This is a genomic window from Alteribacter lacisalsi (assembly GCF_003226345.1).
Classification (GTDB): Bacteria; Bacillota; Bacilli; order Bacillales; family Salisediminibacteriaceae; genus Alteribacter; species Alteribacter lacisalsi.
This window is the reverse complement of the sequence record NZ_PDOF01000001.1, coordinates 371,436-386,571: the sequence shown is the minus strand read 5'-3', so window position 1 is coordinate 386,571 and position 15,136 is coordinate 371,436. Positions and strand designations below refer to the sequence as shown.

General features: G+C 47.9%; 15 protein-coding genes and 1 pseudogene. 2 read left to right on the top strand and 14 right to left on the bottom strand.

The genetic code is table 11. The annotated features are described in order from the left end of the window. Positions 1-133 precede the first annotated feature (133 nt). The 4 genes from CR205_RS01760 to CR205_RS01745 form a co-directional block, all read right to left on the bottom strand. Positions 134-1,150, bottom strand: coding sequence for a DUF2332 domain-containing protein (locus CR205_RS01760; protein WP_407923555.1), 1,017 nt, complete (start codon positions 1,148-1,150; stop codon positions 134-136). 25 nt (positions 1,151-1,175) lie between these two features. Beyond that, a complete protein-coding gene (locus CR205_RS01755; protein WP_142669843.1) occupies positions 1,176-1,547 on the bottom strand; it encodes a GNAT family N-acetyltransferase in 372 nt (123 codons plus the stop codon). A gap of 453 nt (positions 1,548-2,000) precedes the next feature. Further along, positions 2,001-2,732 carry a class D sortase gene (locus CR205_RS01750; protein ID WP_110516344.1) on the bottom strand — a complete coding sequence of 244 codons (732 nt, stop codon included), beginning with the start codon at positions 2,730-2,732 and terminating at the stop codon, positions 2,001-2,003. 222 nt (positions 2,733-2,954) lie between these two features. Then, on the bottom strand, positions 2,955-4,448 hold the full coding sequence (locus tag CR205_RS01745) for a BCCT family transporter (protein ID WP_110516342.1): 1,494 nt from the start codon (positions 4,446-4,448) through the stop codon (positions 2,955-2,957). A gap of 192 nt (positions 4,449-4,640) precedes the next feature. On the opposite strand from CR205_RS01745, the gene CR205_RS01740 reads away from it, so the two are divergent. Beyond that, positions 4,641-5,573 (top strand): ABC transporter ATP-binding protein, encoded by a 933-nt coding sequence (locus CR205_RS01740; RefSeq protein WP_110516340.1) that lies wholly within the window; start codon positions 4,641-4,643, stop codon positions 5,571-5,573. Then, positions 5,563-6,798: an ABC transporter permease gene (locus CR205_RS01735; RefSeq protein ID WP_110516338.1), complete on the top strand. Its 1,236-nt coding sequence runs from the start codon at positions 5,563-5,565 to the stop codon at positions 6,796-6,798. Before CR205_RS01740 ends, CR205_RS01735 begins: the two co-directional genes overlap by 11 nt. Positions 6,799-6,901: 103 nt before the next feature. Here the strand turns inward: CR205_RS01735 and CR205_RS01730 are convergent, their stop codons facing one another. From CR205_RS01730 to CR205_RS01680, 10 genes and pseudogenes are all read right to left on the bottom strand, one after another. Beyond that, positions 6,902-7,423 (bottom strand): DoxX family protein, encoded by a 522-nt coding sequence (locus CR205_RS01730; protein ID WP_110516336.1) that lies wholly within the window; start codon positions 7,421-7,423, stop codon positions 6,902-6,904. Positions 7,424-7,738: 315 nt separating this feature from the next. After that, positions 7,739-8,371 carry an alpha/beta hydrolase gene (locus CR205_RS01725; RefSeq protein WP_110516335.1) on the bottom strand — a complete coding sequence of 211 codons (633 nt, stop codon included), beginning with the start codon at positions 8,369-8,371 and terminating at the stop codon, positions 7,739-7,741. Positions 8,372-8,657: 286 nt separating this feature from the next. Next, a pseudogene (locus CR205_RS20830) lies at positions 8,658-8,912 on the bottom strand (GyrI-like domain-containing protein); the annotation flags it as partial. A 402-nt stretch (positions 8,913-9,314) separates the two neighbouring features. Next, positions 9,315-9,896, bottom strand: a complete 582-nt coding sequence (gene clpP / locus CR205_RS01710; protein ID WP_110516329.1) for an ATP-dependent Clp endopeptidase proteolytic subunit ClpP — start codon at positions 9,894-9,896, stop codon at positions 9,315-9,317. A 17-nt stretch (positions 9,897-9,913) separates the two neighbouring features. Further along, positions 9,914-10,591, bottom strand: coding sequence for a sigma factor-like helix-turn-helix DNA-binding protein (locus CR205_RS01705; protein ID WP_110516327.1), 678 nt, complete (start codon positions 10,589-10,591; stop codon positions 9,914-9,916). A 173-nt stretch (positions 10,592-10,764) separates the two neighbouring features. Further along, the gene (minD, locus tag CR205_RS01700) at positions 10,765-11,565 is read right to left on the bottom strand and encodes a septum site-determining protein MinD (protein ID WP_110516325.1); all 801 of its coding nucleotides are present in this window, start codon (positions 11,563-11,565) and stop codon (positions 10,765-10,767) included. 100 nt (positions 11,566-11,665) lie between these two features. Next, positions 11,666-12,358, bottom strand: coding sequence for a septum site-determining protein MinC (minC, locus tag CR205_RS01695; RefSeq protein ID WP_110516323.1), 693 nt, complete (start codon positions 12,356-12,358; stop codon positions 11,666-11,668). Between the two features lie 138 nt (positions 12,359-12,496). Then, positions 12,497-13,021, bottom strand: a complete 525-nt coding sequence (mreD, locus tag CR205_RS01690) for a rod shape-determining protein MreD (protein ID WP_110516320.1) — start codon at positions 13,019-13,021, stop codon at positions 12,497-12,499. Further along, positions 13,021-13,902: a rod shape-determining protein MreC gene (gene mreC / locus CR205_RS01685; RefSeq protein ID WP_110516318.1), complete on the bottom strand. Its 882-nt coding sequence runs from the start codon at positions 13,900-13,902 to the stop codon at positions 13,021-13,023. The genes mreD and mreC overlap by 1 nt, the downstream gene beginning before the upstream one ends. Before the next feature lie 13 nt (positions 13,903-13,915). Continuing rightward, positions 13,916-14,956 carry a rod shape-determining protein gene (locus tag CR205_RS01680; protein ID WP_110516317.1) on the bottom strand — a complete coding sequence of 347 codons (1,041 nt, stop codon included), beginning with the start codon at positions 14,954-14,956 and terminating at the stop codon, positions 13,916-13,918. Positions 14,957-15,136 lie beyond the last annotated feature (180 nt).

Sequence of the window (15,136 nt, the reverse complement as noted above, 5' to 3'; positions counted from 1 at the left end):
TTCTTTTCTTGCCATACTAAGAATCCTGCCTGAAGGTACCTCCAGGCAGGACGTAAGTTCCTTATTTTACTGCAATCTCGAAATGCCGGTACAGGATGAACATGTAATCAGCTAACCATCCTGCTGTAACAGCCTAGAGCGTCCATTCAAACCAGCGGCCGTGGCCGTCCGTTTTTCCGATTGTCTGATGGTCTGTGCTTCCTGGACGATATGCATCAAGGTGAAGCAGACGGTCACTGATATTGTTGTAAACGTGAAATACCTCTCTTATACGTCCCAGCTCGCTCACGCTTTCCAGCAGGGATTCTTTTACTTCCTCCGGCATCTGATTGGCTACATGCGTGTGAAAAATTACAAGGGAAGTGGTATCCGGCATGCCTGATGCCAGTTTCGGCAGCAGGGCAACACCGTCTCCCTCCACAAGAGACACTTTCTCTTCCTGCATCTGGCGTGACGCCTGTTTAAACAGCGCCCGCCTCTCATGATGTTCCGGCCAAATTAACGCATCAAGCCAGCGCCGGTCCTCTTCACTGCCCACATCCAGCACATTCAAATCCACACCTGTTTTTGCAGCTACAGGGGGTGGTGCATCGGGAAGGCTGAGCGATCCGGTTACTTCTGAATCAATCCGGACGGGGGAATCGGTTTTACCGAAAACCTTCGTTCCGCCGTAAGAGTATGCATACCTGTCCCACAGCAATTGGAGGCCGGCACTGGTGCCGATCTCAATCATCGAAAGAGGTTTCCCCGTCTTCTCATAAATATGGCAGAAAACCGGGTACAGGTAGGCACATCTCCGGATTTCATTTGTCTGTACCCGTCTGGTCTGCATAATGCTTTTTATCTTCTCCTGGTATTTCTCACAGAAATCCCGGAACGCTTTCCAGCTTTTTTCGGGAAGGTCAGCCTCTGACGTGAGACTCGGATAATATCTGGCAAGTGGATGATCGGTTCCTGTGAGGAGAACAGCATGTACAGCAGCAAAGAAAAGGTTCGGCATCGGCTGGCCTGACTGTGCTGCTGACGAAGCAAGATCCAACATCTCTTCATCGTCCGATGTTTTCTGGGACAAGAATTCATAAAGGGGGCTTGCATCATGGCATTCTTCTTCAGCAAATCTGATAAAGCGCTGTGCTGCATTTCTCAATATCGTCTCTCCTTTCCGTTTTATCTGATTAAACTCTTTTCGTAACACACACACTTTCTGTGCCGATTCCCTTTTCTCTTGCTTCCGGCTGAACGGCAACATCTTCGAGTCTGACAAAGTCTGATTCACCCACCCGGTCCCACATTACAGCTCCAAGAAGTGACCCATTTCCTGTTATGCAGGCGGCTTTCATGTGGAACTTCAGTAAATAATCCCTCAGTTGACCAGACGGATCTTCCCAGCCGTCAAGCGAACCGAGCAGACGGGCAGCTTCATCAAAATGAATGTGCTCCGACGCGTCGCTCAGCTTTTCAATCGTGTATGAATTTCGATTCCCCGGTAAGCTCGCAGGAGCAATCATCATTTCAATAGAGCGGCTCTTCTCTTGCCAGCCATGCATCACGACTGCGTTTTAAGACAGCTTGTTTCCCACATTTAAGGAAAAACGAATTCTCGGAAACACAGCTCTTCCTGCTTCTTCAATCAGGGAAAAAATCTGGTCCACATTTGCAGCATGATCGGCTTTTTATGTAAACACCGGACCGAGGATCCATGCTTCATCATCCCCGGGTTCAAAAAGCAAACCGGTAAATCCTGCAGGCGAGCCGTTTTCTTCTATTATATATATATACAATTTTCCAGTACAATAGGCTCGAGCCTCAGAAGTTAGAAAAATCAGTCATTTACGATCGTACCACATGCAGGAGGATTTGACATGATGAATAAAAACCTATTTGTTTATGAACAATGCCCGATTTCGCCGCACTTCAGCTTTTTTGCCGGCTGTCGTTTACACGCATGTATTTTCGTGCTGATCGCAAAAAAGACCGCATCGCATTGGCGATCCAGTCTTTTATGCTTCTTCACGAACAAGGTTTTCATCTGAACCCTTTTCGGTTATGTCCGTCAGTTCTGCCTGAATAATATACCGGTCAGGAGCAGAACCGAAATAGTTAAACGGATAACAGGTCGTCAGGGTAAGTGTCGGGCTGTCTTTCTCCACGATCACGGTCCGGTCCTCTGCGTCTGTAATCCAGATATCCCGAATTTGATATTCGTACAGGGAACCCTCAAACTCCACGTACAGCCGGTCCCCTTCCTCAAGCTCTCCAAGTTCCCGGAATACCGTATCCCGGTGTCCTGATAAAACAGTGTGTCTCAAGCCATCAGGTGGTGTCGTAAAGTCGCCTTCATGGTATCCGACTCCCTGGTCAAGAGTCTCATCATCTGTCCCCCAGAAAACGTCATAAATACGATCCAGTCTCGGAATAATCAGTTCTCCAGCCTCGTCCCCCGCTTCGTAAGGGTATTCCTCCCTTACAGTACCGTCAGACTGCTCCTCAATCTCAGTAATGAGCGGCGGCTCGTCTGAAACTGATCCGAAAGCCGGAAGGTCCTCCAGACTGTCCATTTCAATGACTTGGTAAACTTCCTGAAACGACGTATCGCTCCAGTTTTCATCCACAGCCTGTGCCCGTTCTGGGTCAAGGCTGACTCCAGCTGTTCCAGAATACCACTGGAACGCACTCCAGCCTGCAACAGCCAGGCCTGCAACAAGTAAAATATATGCCAATCGATTAATCATAGCCTGCCTCCGGATCCTGACTTTCCAACCTGCATGATTTCTTATTCGTGATGTAAGCGCTCTTTGCTGCTCGTGTTCAATTCCGTTTCGTTTCACTAGTGTACCAATACCCAAAATCCCCCAATGTAAACAGTTATTTCCCAAAGGGGGGGCTTTCCTCTCATACTTCGATACCCCCATACAAAAACCCTGCTCCAGATTAGGGGCAGGGTCATTACAGCTTTATTTTCTTCTGATTTTCATGTTTTTCTCATCGCTCAAGGTCTTCACGATCCCTACACACATGAGAATCAGAATAAAGGATAATGGAAAAGCACTCACAACGATCGCTGTCTGAAACGCGTCAAGACCTCCTGCAGCGAGGAGAACGGCCGTTGCCGATACGAAAATAAAGCCCCAGAGGATTTTAATTTTTACCGGCGGGTTCAGGTTTCCTCCCGTAGACTGCATGCCCAGAACAAACGTAGCTGAGTCAGCCGTAGTGACGAAAAAAATCGTGATGATGATAATCGTAAAGGCTGAAATAATCATCGTGAAAGGGAGCTCCTGAAAAACGTAAAACAGGGCGGTTTCCAGCTCCTGACCGGAAACATTCAGGCCTTCGTAAAGCTCCATATAAATCCCCGTTCCTCCGAAAACGGCAAACCAGATGAAAGTTACCAGACTCGGTGCAAGAATAACCCCTGCAATAAACTCCCTGATTGTACGTCCCCGCGAGACACGGGCAACGAACATCCCGACGAAAGGCGTCCACGAAATCCACCATGCCCAGTAGAAAACAGTCCAGACCTGCGTCCATCCTGCCTCCTGTTCATCTACAGGACTCATCCTGAGACCCATATCAAAGAACGTGCGCAGATAGCTTCCAAGAGAGGAAGTAAACATGTTCAAAAGGAAAAGTGTCGGCCCTACGATAAAAACAAATAACAGGAGCAGACCGGTAATAGACATGTTGATCGTACTCAGATATTTGATTCCTTTTTTAATACCGGTTGAAGCCGAGATCACAAAGATGACCGTAATGATTGTCATAATGATAAGCTGAACAGTGAAGTTGTATGGAATATCAAACAGGAAAACAAGTCCTGAGTTAATCTGCTGTGAACCGAGACCGAGCGAAGCGGCTACTCCGAACAGGGTCGCAAAAACAGCAATCACGTCAACAGCATTTCCCCATCCGCCTTTCATTCTGTCCCCGAATATTGGGCTGAGTGTCGTGCTCATCAGACCAGGCGCTTTATAGCGGAACTGCTGCAGGGCGAGGGCCAGGGCAACAAGGGCGTAGATGGACCACGCATGGAGCCCCCAGTGAAGCCACGTGTAGCGCACCCCGTTCACTGCCGCTTCTTCCGTGCCTCCATCTCCACGGGGAGGATCCGCAAAGTGGGCAATCGGCTCGCTCACACCGTAAAAGAGAAGGCCGATTCCAATTCCGGCCGAGAACAGCATACTGAACCATACCGGCCTTGTAAACTCAGGTTTCTCTTTCGGTCCCCCGAGCTTCACTTTTCCGTATTTACTGAATGCCAGCCAGATCGCAAAAATGAACAAGCTCGTTGTCAGAATCTGATAATACCAGCCGAAGGTTTCAAACATAAATGTCTGTGCTGTGGCCATTGCTGTTTCCAGTCTATCGGGAATCAGGACGCCGACGAGAACAAATGCTGCTGCCAGAGCTACAGATACTTTCAAAACAATTGTAAAATTCCCTTTCACAATTCCCACCCTCTCCTAAGCCTTTTTTCCTGTGAATAATTCCTCAGAAACCCGATTAAGGTTATGTTACCCTTATTCAAGTTTTTCTACCGTAAATAACAAAATCGGACAAAAGTTTTTCGAAAAAAACGGAACCTTAACCGTTTTCATTCGTAATACAAAAGAAGTATTATGACAGGGAAGGTGAGAACTTTGGAGAGAGTTTTGAGGGTTGAGAATCTTGGAAAATCATTTAAAGACAGACAAATCATCAGTGATATCTCTTTTGATGTACATAAAGGAGAGATTATGGCGGTGCTTGGTCCGAACGGAGCCGGAAAATCCACTACGATCCGCAATATTATGGGGATTATGTATCCGGATGAAGGCAGTATAAATTTTCGTGGTTTTGATAAAGGAACCGTTCCCCGGCATAAAATCGGCTACCTCCCCGAGGAGAGGGGCCTGTATAAAAACGTGAAGGTGATGGACATTCTTCTCTACTTTGCGGAGTTGAAAGATTACCCGGCAAAAAAAGCCCGTGAACGAGCTCTTCACTACCTGAAAAAATTTGACCTCGAGGGAAAAGAAAAGACCTCTGTCGAAGAACTTTCCAAAGGAATGGGGCAAAAAGTACAATTTATCGCGTCAATTATTCATGAACCGGAACTTCTGATCTTAGATGAACCCTTTTCCGGTCTTGATCCGGTAAGCCAGGAGCTTTTTAAAGAAGAAATCCGCAGTTTGGCAGACGAAGGAACCGCTATTCTGCTCTCCTCCCACCAGATGAACCTCGTTGAGGAACTGTGCGACCGTCTGTATATGATTCACCGGGGGAAAAAGGTGATCTACGGAACACTTGATGATGTAAAAAGCGAGTATGCCAATTTCAAATGTACGATCCGCGGCACGAATGTGCGAAAACGGCTGGAGCAGCTTTCCGGCGTGCAGCGTGCTGAGGTGGATGAAGGTGTTTCCGTTCTTCATCTCGACAGAGACACACATGTCCCGACCTGGCTCAGCGAGCTGCCGGTGGATCTTGATATTCAGGAACTCTCTATTGACCGGATCAGTCTTCATGAGATTTTCATTGGAATCGCAACCGACAGACTCGGTGAGAAGGAGGCTGATCTGATTGAGAAATAGTATGAAAGTCGCCAAGTGGGAAATGAAGCGGAATATGATGAACAAATCGTACTTTATCTCCCTGTTGCTCACCCCTGCTATTTTTGTTTTCTTTTTTACCGTTCCGGCTATGTTTACCTCTGACCCGTCAGACGAGATGCTTACGGTTCTTGTGGACGACCGGACCGGCGTCTGGGATCAGGCGGCAGGTGCGATTGACCAGAATAATATGACTGTCAGTACCAGCGCCTCTTTTGAAAGCGAAGAAGAGGTATTCAGTGAACTGGAAGGTTCATCGGAGACGGTCGTCATTCGGCTTACGGATGAAAACGTGGAGGAAGGAATGTTTCCTGTTTACCTCAGTGAGGATCTAAACGACATGACCGCTTTCCGTTTTAACGCCCTTGAGCAGCCCCTCCGCCAGCTTCAGCTGGAGAATTTCGGCCTCTCGGGGAGTGACGCCGAAGCGGCAGCAGGCGGTGCCGGGCTGACCCCTGTAACTGCTGCCGCACCCGAAGCCGATACGGATGCAGCAGCCGGAGAAACAGCTGCGGCTGATCCGATGGAACGACTTGTACCTGGTCTTTTTGCCGGAGCAATCCTGTTTGCAATCATGTTTACGGGTATGATGATTTTCCAGAGCGCTTCCCAGGAGAAAAAAGAGAAAGTATCTGAAATGGTGCTCTCCTCTGTTACACCTGGTGACCTGATGCAGGGGAAAATAATCGGCTACTTTGTACTCGGAATCGTTCAGGTTCTCTTCTGGGCCGCCGTCGCCCTGCCTCTCGTCCAGTGGCAGACGGATATCCCGGTCTTTAACTACCTGTTTGTCCCTGAACTCATTCTGCTTCTGGTCATCGCCATCGCCGGTTATCTTATGTTTGCCGCCATCTTCGTAAGTCTCGGCGCGACAGCGGAAGACGTGAATGCGTCCAGCAACTTCCAGGGAATCATCATGATGCTGCCGTTTCTCCCGTTTGTTCTCATCGGACCAGTACTCTCAGACCCGTCTGGTACGCTTGCACAGGTGACGTCCTTCATTCCAATCACCTCTCCTGCCATTCTGATTCTAAGGTTGAGTCTACTCGATCAGTGGCCGTGGATTGAAATCATCCTTGCTCTCGCTGTGATGGCTGTATCCATCTGGATTATTATGAAGATTGCCGGAAAGATTTTCAAAACCGGAATTCTTCTTTATGGTAAAAATGCAACACCTAAAGAAATCCTTAAATGGATCCGTCAGTAAAACAGAAAAAATCCGGCCTGCTCTCCATGTGCAAGCTGGACTTTTTTGCTATCAAACATACAGAACCCCGGGAGGCTTCCAGGTTCCCGGGATCTGCTCTATATTATGAAACTGTGGCGGGCTTGTTAAAAGTCTGTTCTTTTTTAGTGCGGAACCGGCCGAACAGCTGCTCCCGGATGTAAGGTACCACCCAGCGGTCGCCTCCGTAGCGTCCTGCATTCGCCCCAGCAGCCAGGATAAAGATGGTGAAAAGGACCATCCACGGGTTGCTTGAAATGGTGCCTGCAAAAAGGAAAGCGAAGTTCATCACGATACCAAAGAAGGCAGCGGAGGTGGTAAGAACACCAACGATCAAACCGAGTCCGACCAGCACCTCACCCCATGCGACAAGAAAACTGAACACTTCAGCATTCGGCAGAGCGAAACTTTCAATAAACGCGTGGTAGGTCGGATACTGGGCTGCAACATCAGCATTTGCCACGACCCCGTTCAGGTAACCGCCTGCGTTAAATTCCCCGGTTACTTTGCCCCAGCCTGCTGAAAGCCAGAGCCAGCCGATATATATCCGTAGTACAGTCAAAATCCCGGCAGCAATGCGACTCTCTCTCAAAAAGTTCATAAACATGTGAACATTCCTCCTTTAAAATACGTTACTAGTTTTTGCTCAACACTTCACATAATAACTTAAAATAAAAGCAGCTTACTCATTTTGTTTCTCATAAGAGAAACATTCCTTCCATTCTTTCAATCTTGCACCCTTACTTTGCTCAACATTTCACATTAGCTTGTCCAGTCAGTGCTCACTAACTTCTTTACACTCTTAGTATACCTCACATTCACTTGTGAAACATATCACAATATTGAACATTCCGTGACAGATCAATAAAAGTTACTCCGGCAGCGCGGAGCTTTGCTGGCACTCCAGCGCCACCTTCTTGCATTAAACCTGAAACCGGCTTACCACACTGATCACACTTTTGAGCACATCCATCGATTCGTGTACATTCCCCTCAATTTCAAGACTGTGGTTGGCATCTTTAATTAACGAGAGTTCCAGAAGACGATTTCGTTCCAGCTCATCAAACCGCTCACGACGGAAGCAAGGATCCTGATCTCCCAGAATAACAAGGGATTCATGCTTGATGCCGGCAAGGCAGTTGAAAACATCATCTCTCTGAAGAAGGGGCGTCAGCCAGAGTGATTTAGCCTGTCTGAACCTCTCCTCCTCGAGCAGCCTCACCAGGGCAATGGTTCCGACTGATTTCGCTGTAAGAATATGAGAGCGGTAGTTTTTCTTCTCCAGTACCCTGTCAATAACAGCACGGACCGTTCCTGTAAATCCTTCCTCTGTGAGGGCTGCCAGCTTTTCTTTATCATAGCTGTAATTCACATGGAGCACATCATAGCCTTTGTTATAAAAAATACCTGTCGTGTAGTACAGAAGCGGTGCCTGAGTGGTATACCCGGCTCCAGGTAGGATCACCGCCAATGTATCTGCTCCGCCATCCTGCCTGATCAGGGAGTATGGTGTTTTGTCTCCCTCTATTTCAACATAGCTGCCGACAATATCCATCTGATCACTCCTTCCATTACTATATATAATTTGTCTGAAGCATTGGTTTTTCCTGCTTTTTCACTCATATGGTCTGAATCGATTTTGGGGGCATGGTTTAAAAAAGGGGACATAGACTCGTAGTAACACGATAAGCCTGTGAAAGAAGGTGATAGCTGATGAAAAAGAAGTCCAAACAGGACCTCCACCTGAAACTCATTCAAAACACAAAATATCAGGCCGAAAAGCCTTCAAAAAAGCCGGTTAAGCGCTGGGTTAAATACGGCTCCACTCATTATGCAATATACTACACCTGATTCTCCGTTCTTTTCAGGGGAACATAGATTTCCACCTTGCCATCCTCTGACTCACGGTTAAAATAACATTCGATGGAACAGGCATTACGGTTCCAGCTACGCTCCTGGCAGGCAATCCACTCATGGACCTCCTTGTACCCCTCACCGACCGTCCGATTAGTACAGGCGGTCACTGCGTAGTCGTGCGCCGGGAGCGTAAACCCTATCATTTCTTCAGGAATGTCACTGATCTCTTTGACTTCTGAACATGCCCAGTAAGCAGAAACACTTCATTTTCAAAATGCGGGCTCCATAGAAACATACGCTGGAGATGGTGCTGCAGCCTTTTTGCGTTGTTTAAAAAGTGATAAAGGACGGTAATAAGAGAATGAGGCATGAAAAAATCAAGCATAGCCGTCTCGGCATGCTCGGGATTATTACCTTTCCTAATGTCAGGACATAACTTAAACTTGGAAAGGCGTTATATCCCGACTCTCCAGAACTTCGGACATAACGCCAATACCCCATTTCAATTTGTCCGAACTTAAAAAAAGACTCGAACTAACAACCCAACCGATATTAAAAAAACGGCCCTCATGGGGGAGCCGTTTCTTCGTTTCTGAAATCAATCTTCAAATGCTACTACCTCAAAGAAGTGACCGGCCTCTTTATCCCTTATACAGCACGTTATCAATAATCCCGTACTCCTTAGCTTCCTCTGCCGTCATAAAGTAATCCCGGTCTGTGTCAGCAGCAACTTTTTTCAACGGCTGACCGGTTTTATCCGAAATGATCTGATTGAGCTTTTCCCTGAGCTTTAGAATTCTGCGGGCGGAAATCTCTAGATCGGTAGCCTGGCCTCTGGCACCGCCGAGGGGCTGATGAATCATGATTTCACTGTTTGGCAGCGCGTAGCGTTTGCCTTTGGTACCCGCAAGAAGCAGCATGGCACCAAACGAAGCCGCCATACCGGTGCAGATGGTCGTAATATCGGGCTTGATATGCTGCATCGTATCGTAAATGGCAAAACCGGCAGTTACAGAACCGCCTGGGCTGTTAATGTAGAGTGAGATGTCTTTTTCCGGGTCATCTGCTGCCAAAAACAGTAACTGGGCCACGATCGTATTCGCCATATGATCATTGACTTCGTCACTCACCATGACAATCCGGTCTTTCAAAAGCCGTGAGTAAATATCGTAGGAACGCTCTCCTCTGTTCGTCTGTTCAATCACATAAGGTATGGTATGCATGCCTTTTCATCCTCCTGTTATGCAGCGTTTGAGAGGCTGCCTCCAGGGTTTGGGGAAAGAAGATGAACTCGTGCAGACAGTGACAGCGTCGGTTCAGTACGAAACACTTTTCTGATTACCGGTGCCATTATATGAGGATCACCGGTTCTTACCGCTTCGGTAAACAGAGGAACGGCTTCTTCCTCCAGCTCTGAAGGCCATAGCGCTATGTGCTTCTGCACCTGACTGCACTTCAGCCTGCCCGCGCCTCTCAGCCTTAGTGCCTTTACCGCCGTTTCGGTTAAACCCGTCACACGGGCTGTTTCCTTGTTTTTAAAGGCAAAAGCCTCGGCAAGAAGGAAAATAAGGGTCTGTTTCGGAGTGAGACGTCCGGTCAGTTCTTCAATCAGTTCACCTGCCGTGCCGGCTTCCTCCCTTGCAGCAGTCTCGGGTAATGCACCAGGCAGGTCATACTTCTTTTGTCTGACTGTATCCACCCAAGCATTTTTGGCGATCCGATTTACGAGGGCAAGACTGATTTTCCCGGCAGGGTATCGGCTCCACGCCTTCAGAACAGCTTCCTGGGCAAGGTCCTCCCCGTCCCACTTATTCTGGCTGATCATTTGACCGTATACACCGGCCTGCCTCATCAGCCTTCCAAGCTCTTCTTCGGACATAGTTCCGGAACTCTCCCATTCGACCTGCTTTTTATTCATCTGCACCCACTCCTTTTTGAGCCTCTCACTTTTTAAACGAAATCTATCCTGAAAAAGATACGGCCGGCCGATTTTTCTTCCTGAATAAAAGGTTTAACGGTAAATACAGAAAAAGCATGCCATTTCCATTACAGAAATCCACATGCTTTTTATCAGAAACGTATGCCTGTTACCTATGCTCGCATGCCAAAGAATTTCTTCATCTTTTTAAACATGCCTTTTTCTTCTTCAAGATTCAGCAGGGGTACAGACTCTCCGTTGATCCGGCGGGCAATATTACGATAGGCAATTGAAGCACGGCTTTTGGGATCCAGAGCAATCGGCTGGCCTTCGTTGGATGCTTTAATCACATCATCATCATCAGCGACAATGCCGAGAAGGTCAACTGCGAGAACCGCAACGATTTCATCCACTTCAATGGCATCGCCGTTTTTAAGCATTTGCGGACGTATCCGGTTCACTACGAGACGCGGCGGGGATACATGATTTTCCTTTTCCAGAAGTCCGATAATCCGGTCTGCATCCCGTACAGATGATTTCTCCGGTGTGGTGACCACGATCGCCTGGTCGGCACCGGCAACAGCGTTTTTATAACCCTGTTCAATTCCGGCAGGGCAGTCGATGAGAACATAATCGTAATCCTGTTTCAGTTCATCGACCAGCTTTTTCATCTGGGATGGCTTAACTGCGGATTTATCCTTGGACTGAGCGGCAGGAAGAAGTGACAGGCTGTCAAAACGCTTGTCTTTAATCAGCGCCTGATGAAGCTTGCAGTCTCCTTTGACAACATCGACGAGATCGTAAATGATCCGGTTTTCGAGTCCCATTACAACATCCAGGTTTCTAAGACCGATATCTGTATCAATCATACAAACCCGTTTTCCATTAAGCGCAAGGGCTGTACCAATATTGGCGGTCGTTGTTGTTTTTCCGACACCGCCTTTTCCGGAAGTAATGACGATAGCCTCTCCCACGTTGCGTCTCCCCTTTCATCAAGCATTGATCATATGTGTCTCTGTTATTTTATCATGAAATGATCAAGCGGAACTGTCAATTTTTCATGCTGGTATGGTGTTACATCCCCGGTTCATCTGTGATTCCCGGTCGCACGACACCAGCTTTGCTGATCCGGTCCAGTACCATCTCATCTTCCCCGTTTACGAACGCGCATTCCATTTCCTGTTCCCTCATCCGGTCTTCTGATTCCGGCGGACGGCGGATTACATCTGCAATCCGAAGCTGGGAAGGATTCATCAGTCCCGCACAGATCACCGACTCTTTATTTCCGTTAATTCCTGCATGTGCAATGCCCCGGAGTGCACCTAATACGTAAATGTTCCCGGTTGCTTTAATCGTGCCCCCGGGGTTCACGTCTCCGATCACAAGAAGATCGCCTCTGACTTCGATTACCTGTCCCGACCGGATTACTCTGGCGAGGCGGGTAATCTGATTATCAAGCCGCATTTCCTCAGCCTGCTCTTTTGTAATCACATCAGTATCAATGGTATCAATCACTGCCTGTATGTGTTCATTAAACACCTTCTGCAGCAATTCGGTCTGGTTTTCCTCCAGGTAGCGTTTTCCGGTTACGAGTTTAATACGAACCACATTTGAATCGGATTCCTGGGGCTGCGGACGTTCCGAGAGTTTATCGGACAACTCCTCCAGAATTTCATCAAAGGCGCATTGATCGTTCAGCACAAACGTTAGACCATCCTTCGTTCCTTTGATGATCACGTTTTGCTGTTTCACTTGTTTTTGAGCCATCCTTCTCACCTCTGATACGAATAAATTGGGGAACTCCATGAGCAGCCCTGGAAAAAGCGCTGATGCACCATTATAGAATACACTCCTCTACACACACCGGCCATATGGACCGGCACTCAGAGAAGCCTTTTGTCTAAATCAGATAATCTCATCTCTTCGTCTGTTCACAAGCAGAAGCCACTTCCTGATAAAGTAGCCGGCAGCAATGAAGAGCAGGCCGTTAAAGACAAACGTAGGCAGAAGTCTGTAGTAAAAAAACTGATCATGAGGCATTGACGCAAGGCCCATAAGGGAATAAATTCCGTAAATAAAATACTCGAAACCTGTAATAGCCAAAAGGGCCAGCAGAATGGTCATACCCATGTTCTTCTGTACAGACGGAACCGGCACGGACATTAGATAAACCACAAGGGCCATTCCGAAGCTGTATACACCGAGAAGCGGTGCATAAATAATGTCATACATAATCCCGAATCCGATGGCGTAGGACAAGCCGATTCCCCTGCCCTGAAGGATGCCGGCAAAAACAATGACACCGAGTACCCACCGAGGGACAAGCGTATAATTAAAACCGTGGAGATCCGGGGCAAAAATCTGATAGATGGTTCCTTCGAGTATAAAAAGCAGAAAAAGGACGATGAAAACCGAGTAGCGGACCAGCATCAGTCATCCTCGTTTTCCGGGTCAATCTCAGGCTCCAGCCCCGGTGCCTGACGTTCGACAACCATTACATGATTAAGATGATTAAAGTCTGCCGAAGGCTCCACGTATGCCTGCTGGGTCAGACCGAATTCGTCCGTTTCATGAGCCACGATCTCTCCGATCACAAGACCGCTTGGGAACACCCCTCCAAGACCGGACGTGACAACAGTCATGCCTTCTTCAATTTCTGCATCAATATCGATTTTCATAAACTGAAGGTAGCCTGTTTCGTCACTGATGCCTTCAATAAAACCGTATACCGAATCGTCGCCGTCCACGAAAGCCGAGATCCGGTTTGTCCGGTCCTGATCGGACAGCAGCTGCACAGTTGACGTGAGCTGGCTGACGTCCCGGACTTTTCCGATCAACCCTTTTGAGGTGATCACAGCCATGTCCTCCTCGATTCCGTGACGGGCACCTTTATCAATCCCGATATACTCTGTCCAGCGGTCAGGGGAACGGCTGATCATCCTTGCAGGCCGCAGAGACGAGGCATTCAGTGCCTCTGAATCCTGTAGTCCCAGAGACGCTTCAAGTTCTTCATTGGTTCTCCTGAGTTCGGAGAGTTCAACCTGAAGGGAAGCATAATCATCGAGATGAGATTTTAACACTTTGTTTTCTTCGTACACTGTCCGCATATCATTGACGGTCTCAAAGAAACCCGCTGCAAGATGAGCGGGTCTTGAGAAGGCTGACTGGACAAAGCCGACACTGTCATGAAGCAGCTGCTCCGGCAGGGACATATCCCGCCGTTCACTCATGGAGTAGCCAATCAGTGCCACCAGTACAATGATGCAGACAAGCAGTACGATAAGTCTCTTGTTTGAAAAAATGGGGGCCATTCAGCACACCTACTTACCCTTTCCGATTTGATCTGACAGTAATACCGGCTTTCGAGCGGAACAGATGAAGATTTTCCAGTGCACGGCCGGTTCCGATTGCCACACAGTCGAGCGGTTCTTCTGCTACAAGTACCGGCATGCTTGTCTCTTCGCTGAGTACTTTATCAAGATTGCGTAGAAGGGCGCCTCCGCCTGTCATGACAATACCACGGTCCATAATATCCGCAGCAAGCTCCGGCGGGCTCTGCTCCAGAGTATCCTTTACAGCCTGGATAATGCTTGCAACTGTGTCCTCGAGGGCTCCTGAAATCTCTTCTGCTGTAATGGAGATCGTCTTTGGAAGTCCGCTCACAAGATCCCGTCCGCGGATTTCCATATCTTCCACGTCTTCCAGCTTTCCAGCTGAACCGATCTCAAATTTAATTGCTTCGGCAGTCCGTTCACCAATCATCAGATTGTATGTTTTCTTTACATATTGAACAATATCATCATCCATCTCGTCACCGGCAATCCGGATCGACTGGCTCGTGACAATCCCACCGAGGGAAATAATCGCCACTTCTGTCGTTCCTCCGCCGATATCCACGATCATGCTTCCTGTCGGTTCCCAGACAGGAAGGTCTGCACCGATCGCAGCCGCAAACGGCTCTTCAATCGTATAGGCTTCGCGGGCACCTGCCTGTTTTGTGGCGTCTTCCACTGCTCTTTTTTCAACCGCTGTAATTCCCGAGGGCACGCATACCATCACGTTTGGTTTGCGGGTGAAAATAGAACGGTGACGAAGGGCCTGTCTAATAAAGTACTTCATCATCGTTGCAGTCGTGTCAAAGTCTGCAATGACGCCGTCTTTCATCGGCCTGATTGCCACAATATTTCCCGGCGTACGTCCGATCATGTTTTTTGCGTCGTTTCCGACAGCTTCAATCGTACCGGAATCGGAGCGTGTCGCCACTACAGAAGGCTCCCTGACGATAACCCCTTTTCCTTTAACATATACGAGCGTATTAGCTGTCCCCAAATCAATACCAAGGTCTTTCGAAAAACCACCAAACATCTATGTATTCTCCCTTCGTTTTTAAAAGATCACCGTCTTGCTTTTTATATCCGTTTACGTGTTGGATTCATAATTGGAAACATGGCCTTTGGCAGCATCATTTGTCTGAAAATTTCATCATCGAATCTTATCATACCTGCCTGCCAAAGTTCTATTATACCAAAACTCACACCGTTAATT

Excerpts from the sequence above, each read along its gene's own strand:
- CR205_RS01755 (WP_142669843.1), bottom strand. The coding sequence starts at position 1,547 with ATGCATGGCTGGCAAGAGAAGAGCCGCTCTATTGAAATGATGATTGCT.
- CR205_RS01750 (WP_110516344.1), bottom strand. The coding sequence starts at position 2,732 with ATGATTAATCGATTGGCATATATTTTACTTGTTGCAGGCCTGGCTGTT.
- CR205_RS01730 (WP_110516336.1), bottom strand. The coding sequence starts at position 7,423 with ATGTTTATGAACTTTTTGAGAGAGAGTCGCATTGCTGCCGGGATTTTG.
- CR205_RS01725 (WP_110516335.1), bottom strand. The coding sequence starts at position 8,371 with ATGGATATTGTCGGCAGCTATGTTGAAATAGAGGGAGACAAAACACCA.
- clpP (WP_110516329.1), bottom strand. The coding sequence starts at position 9,896 with ATGCATACCATACCTTATGTGATTGAACAGACGAACAGAGGAGAGCGT.
- CR205_RS01705 (WP_110516327.1), bottom strand. The coding sequence starts at position 10,591 with ATGAATAAAAAGCAGGTCGAATGGGAGAGTTCCGGAACTATGTCCGAA.
- minC (WP_110516323.1), bottom strand. The coding sequence starts at position 12,358 with ATGGCTCAAAAACAAGTGAAACAGCAAAACGTGATCATCAAAGGAACG.
- mreD (WP_110516320.1), bottom strand. The coding sequence starts at position 13,021 with ATGCTGGTCCGCTACTCGGTTTTCATCGTCCTTTTTCTGCTTTTTATA.
- mreC (WP_110516318.1), bottom strand. The coding sequence starts at position 13,902 with ATGGCCCCCATTTTTTCAAACAAGAGACTTATCGTACTGCTTGTCTGC.
- CR205_RS01680 (WP_110516317.1), bottom strand. The coding sequence starts at position 14,956 with ATGTTTGGTGGTTTTTCGAAAGACCTTGGTATTGATTTGGGGACAGCT.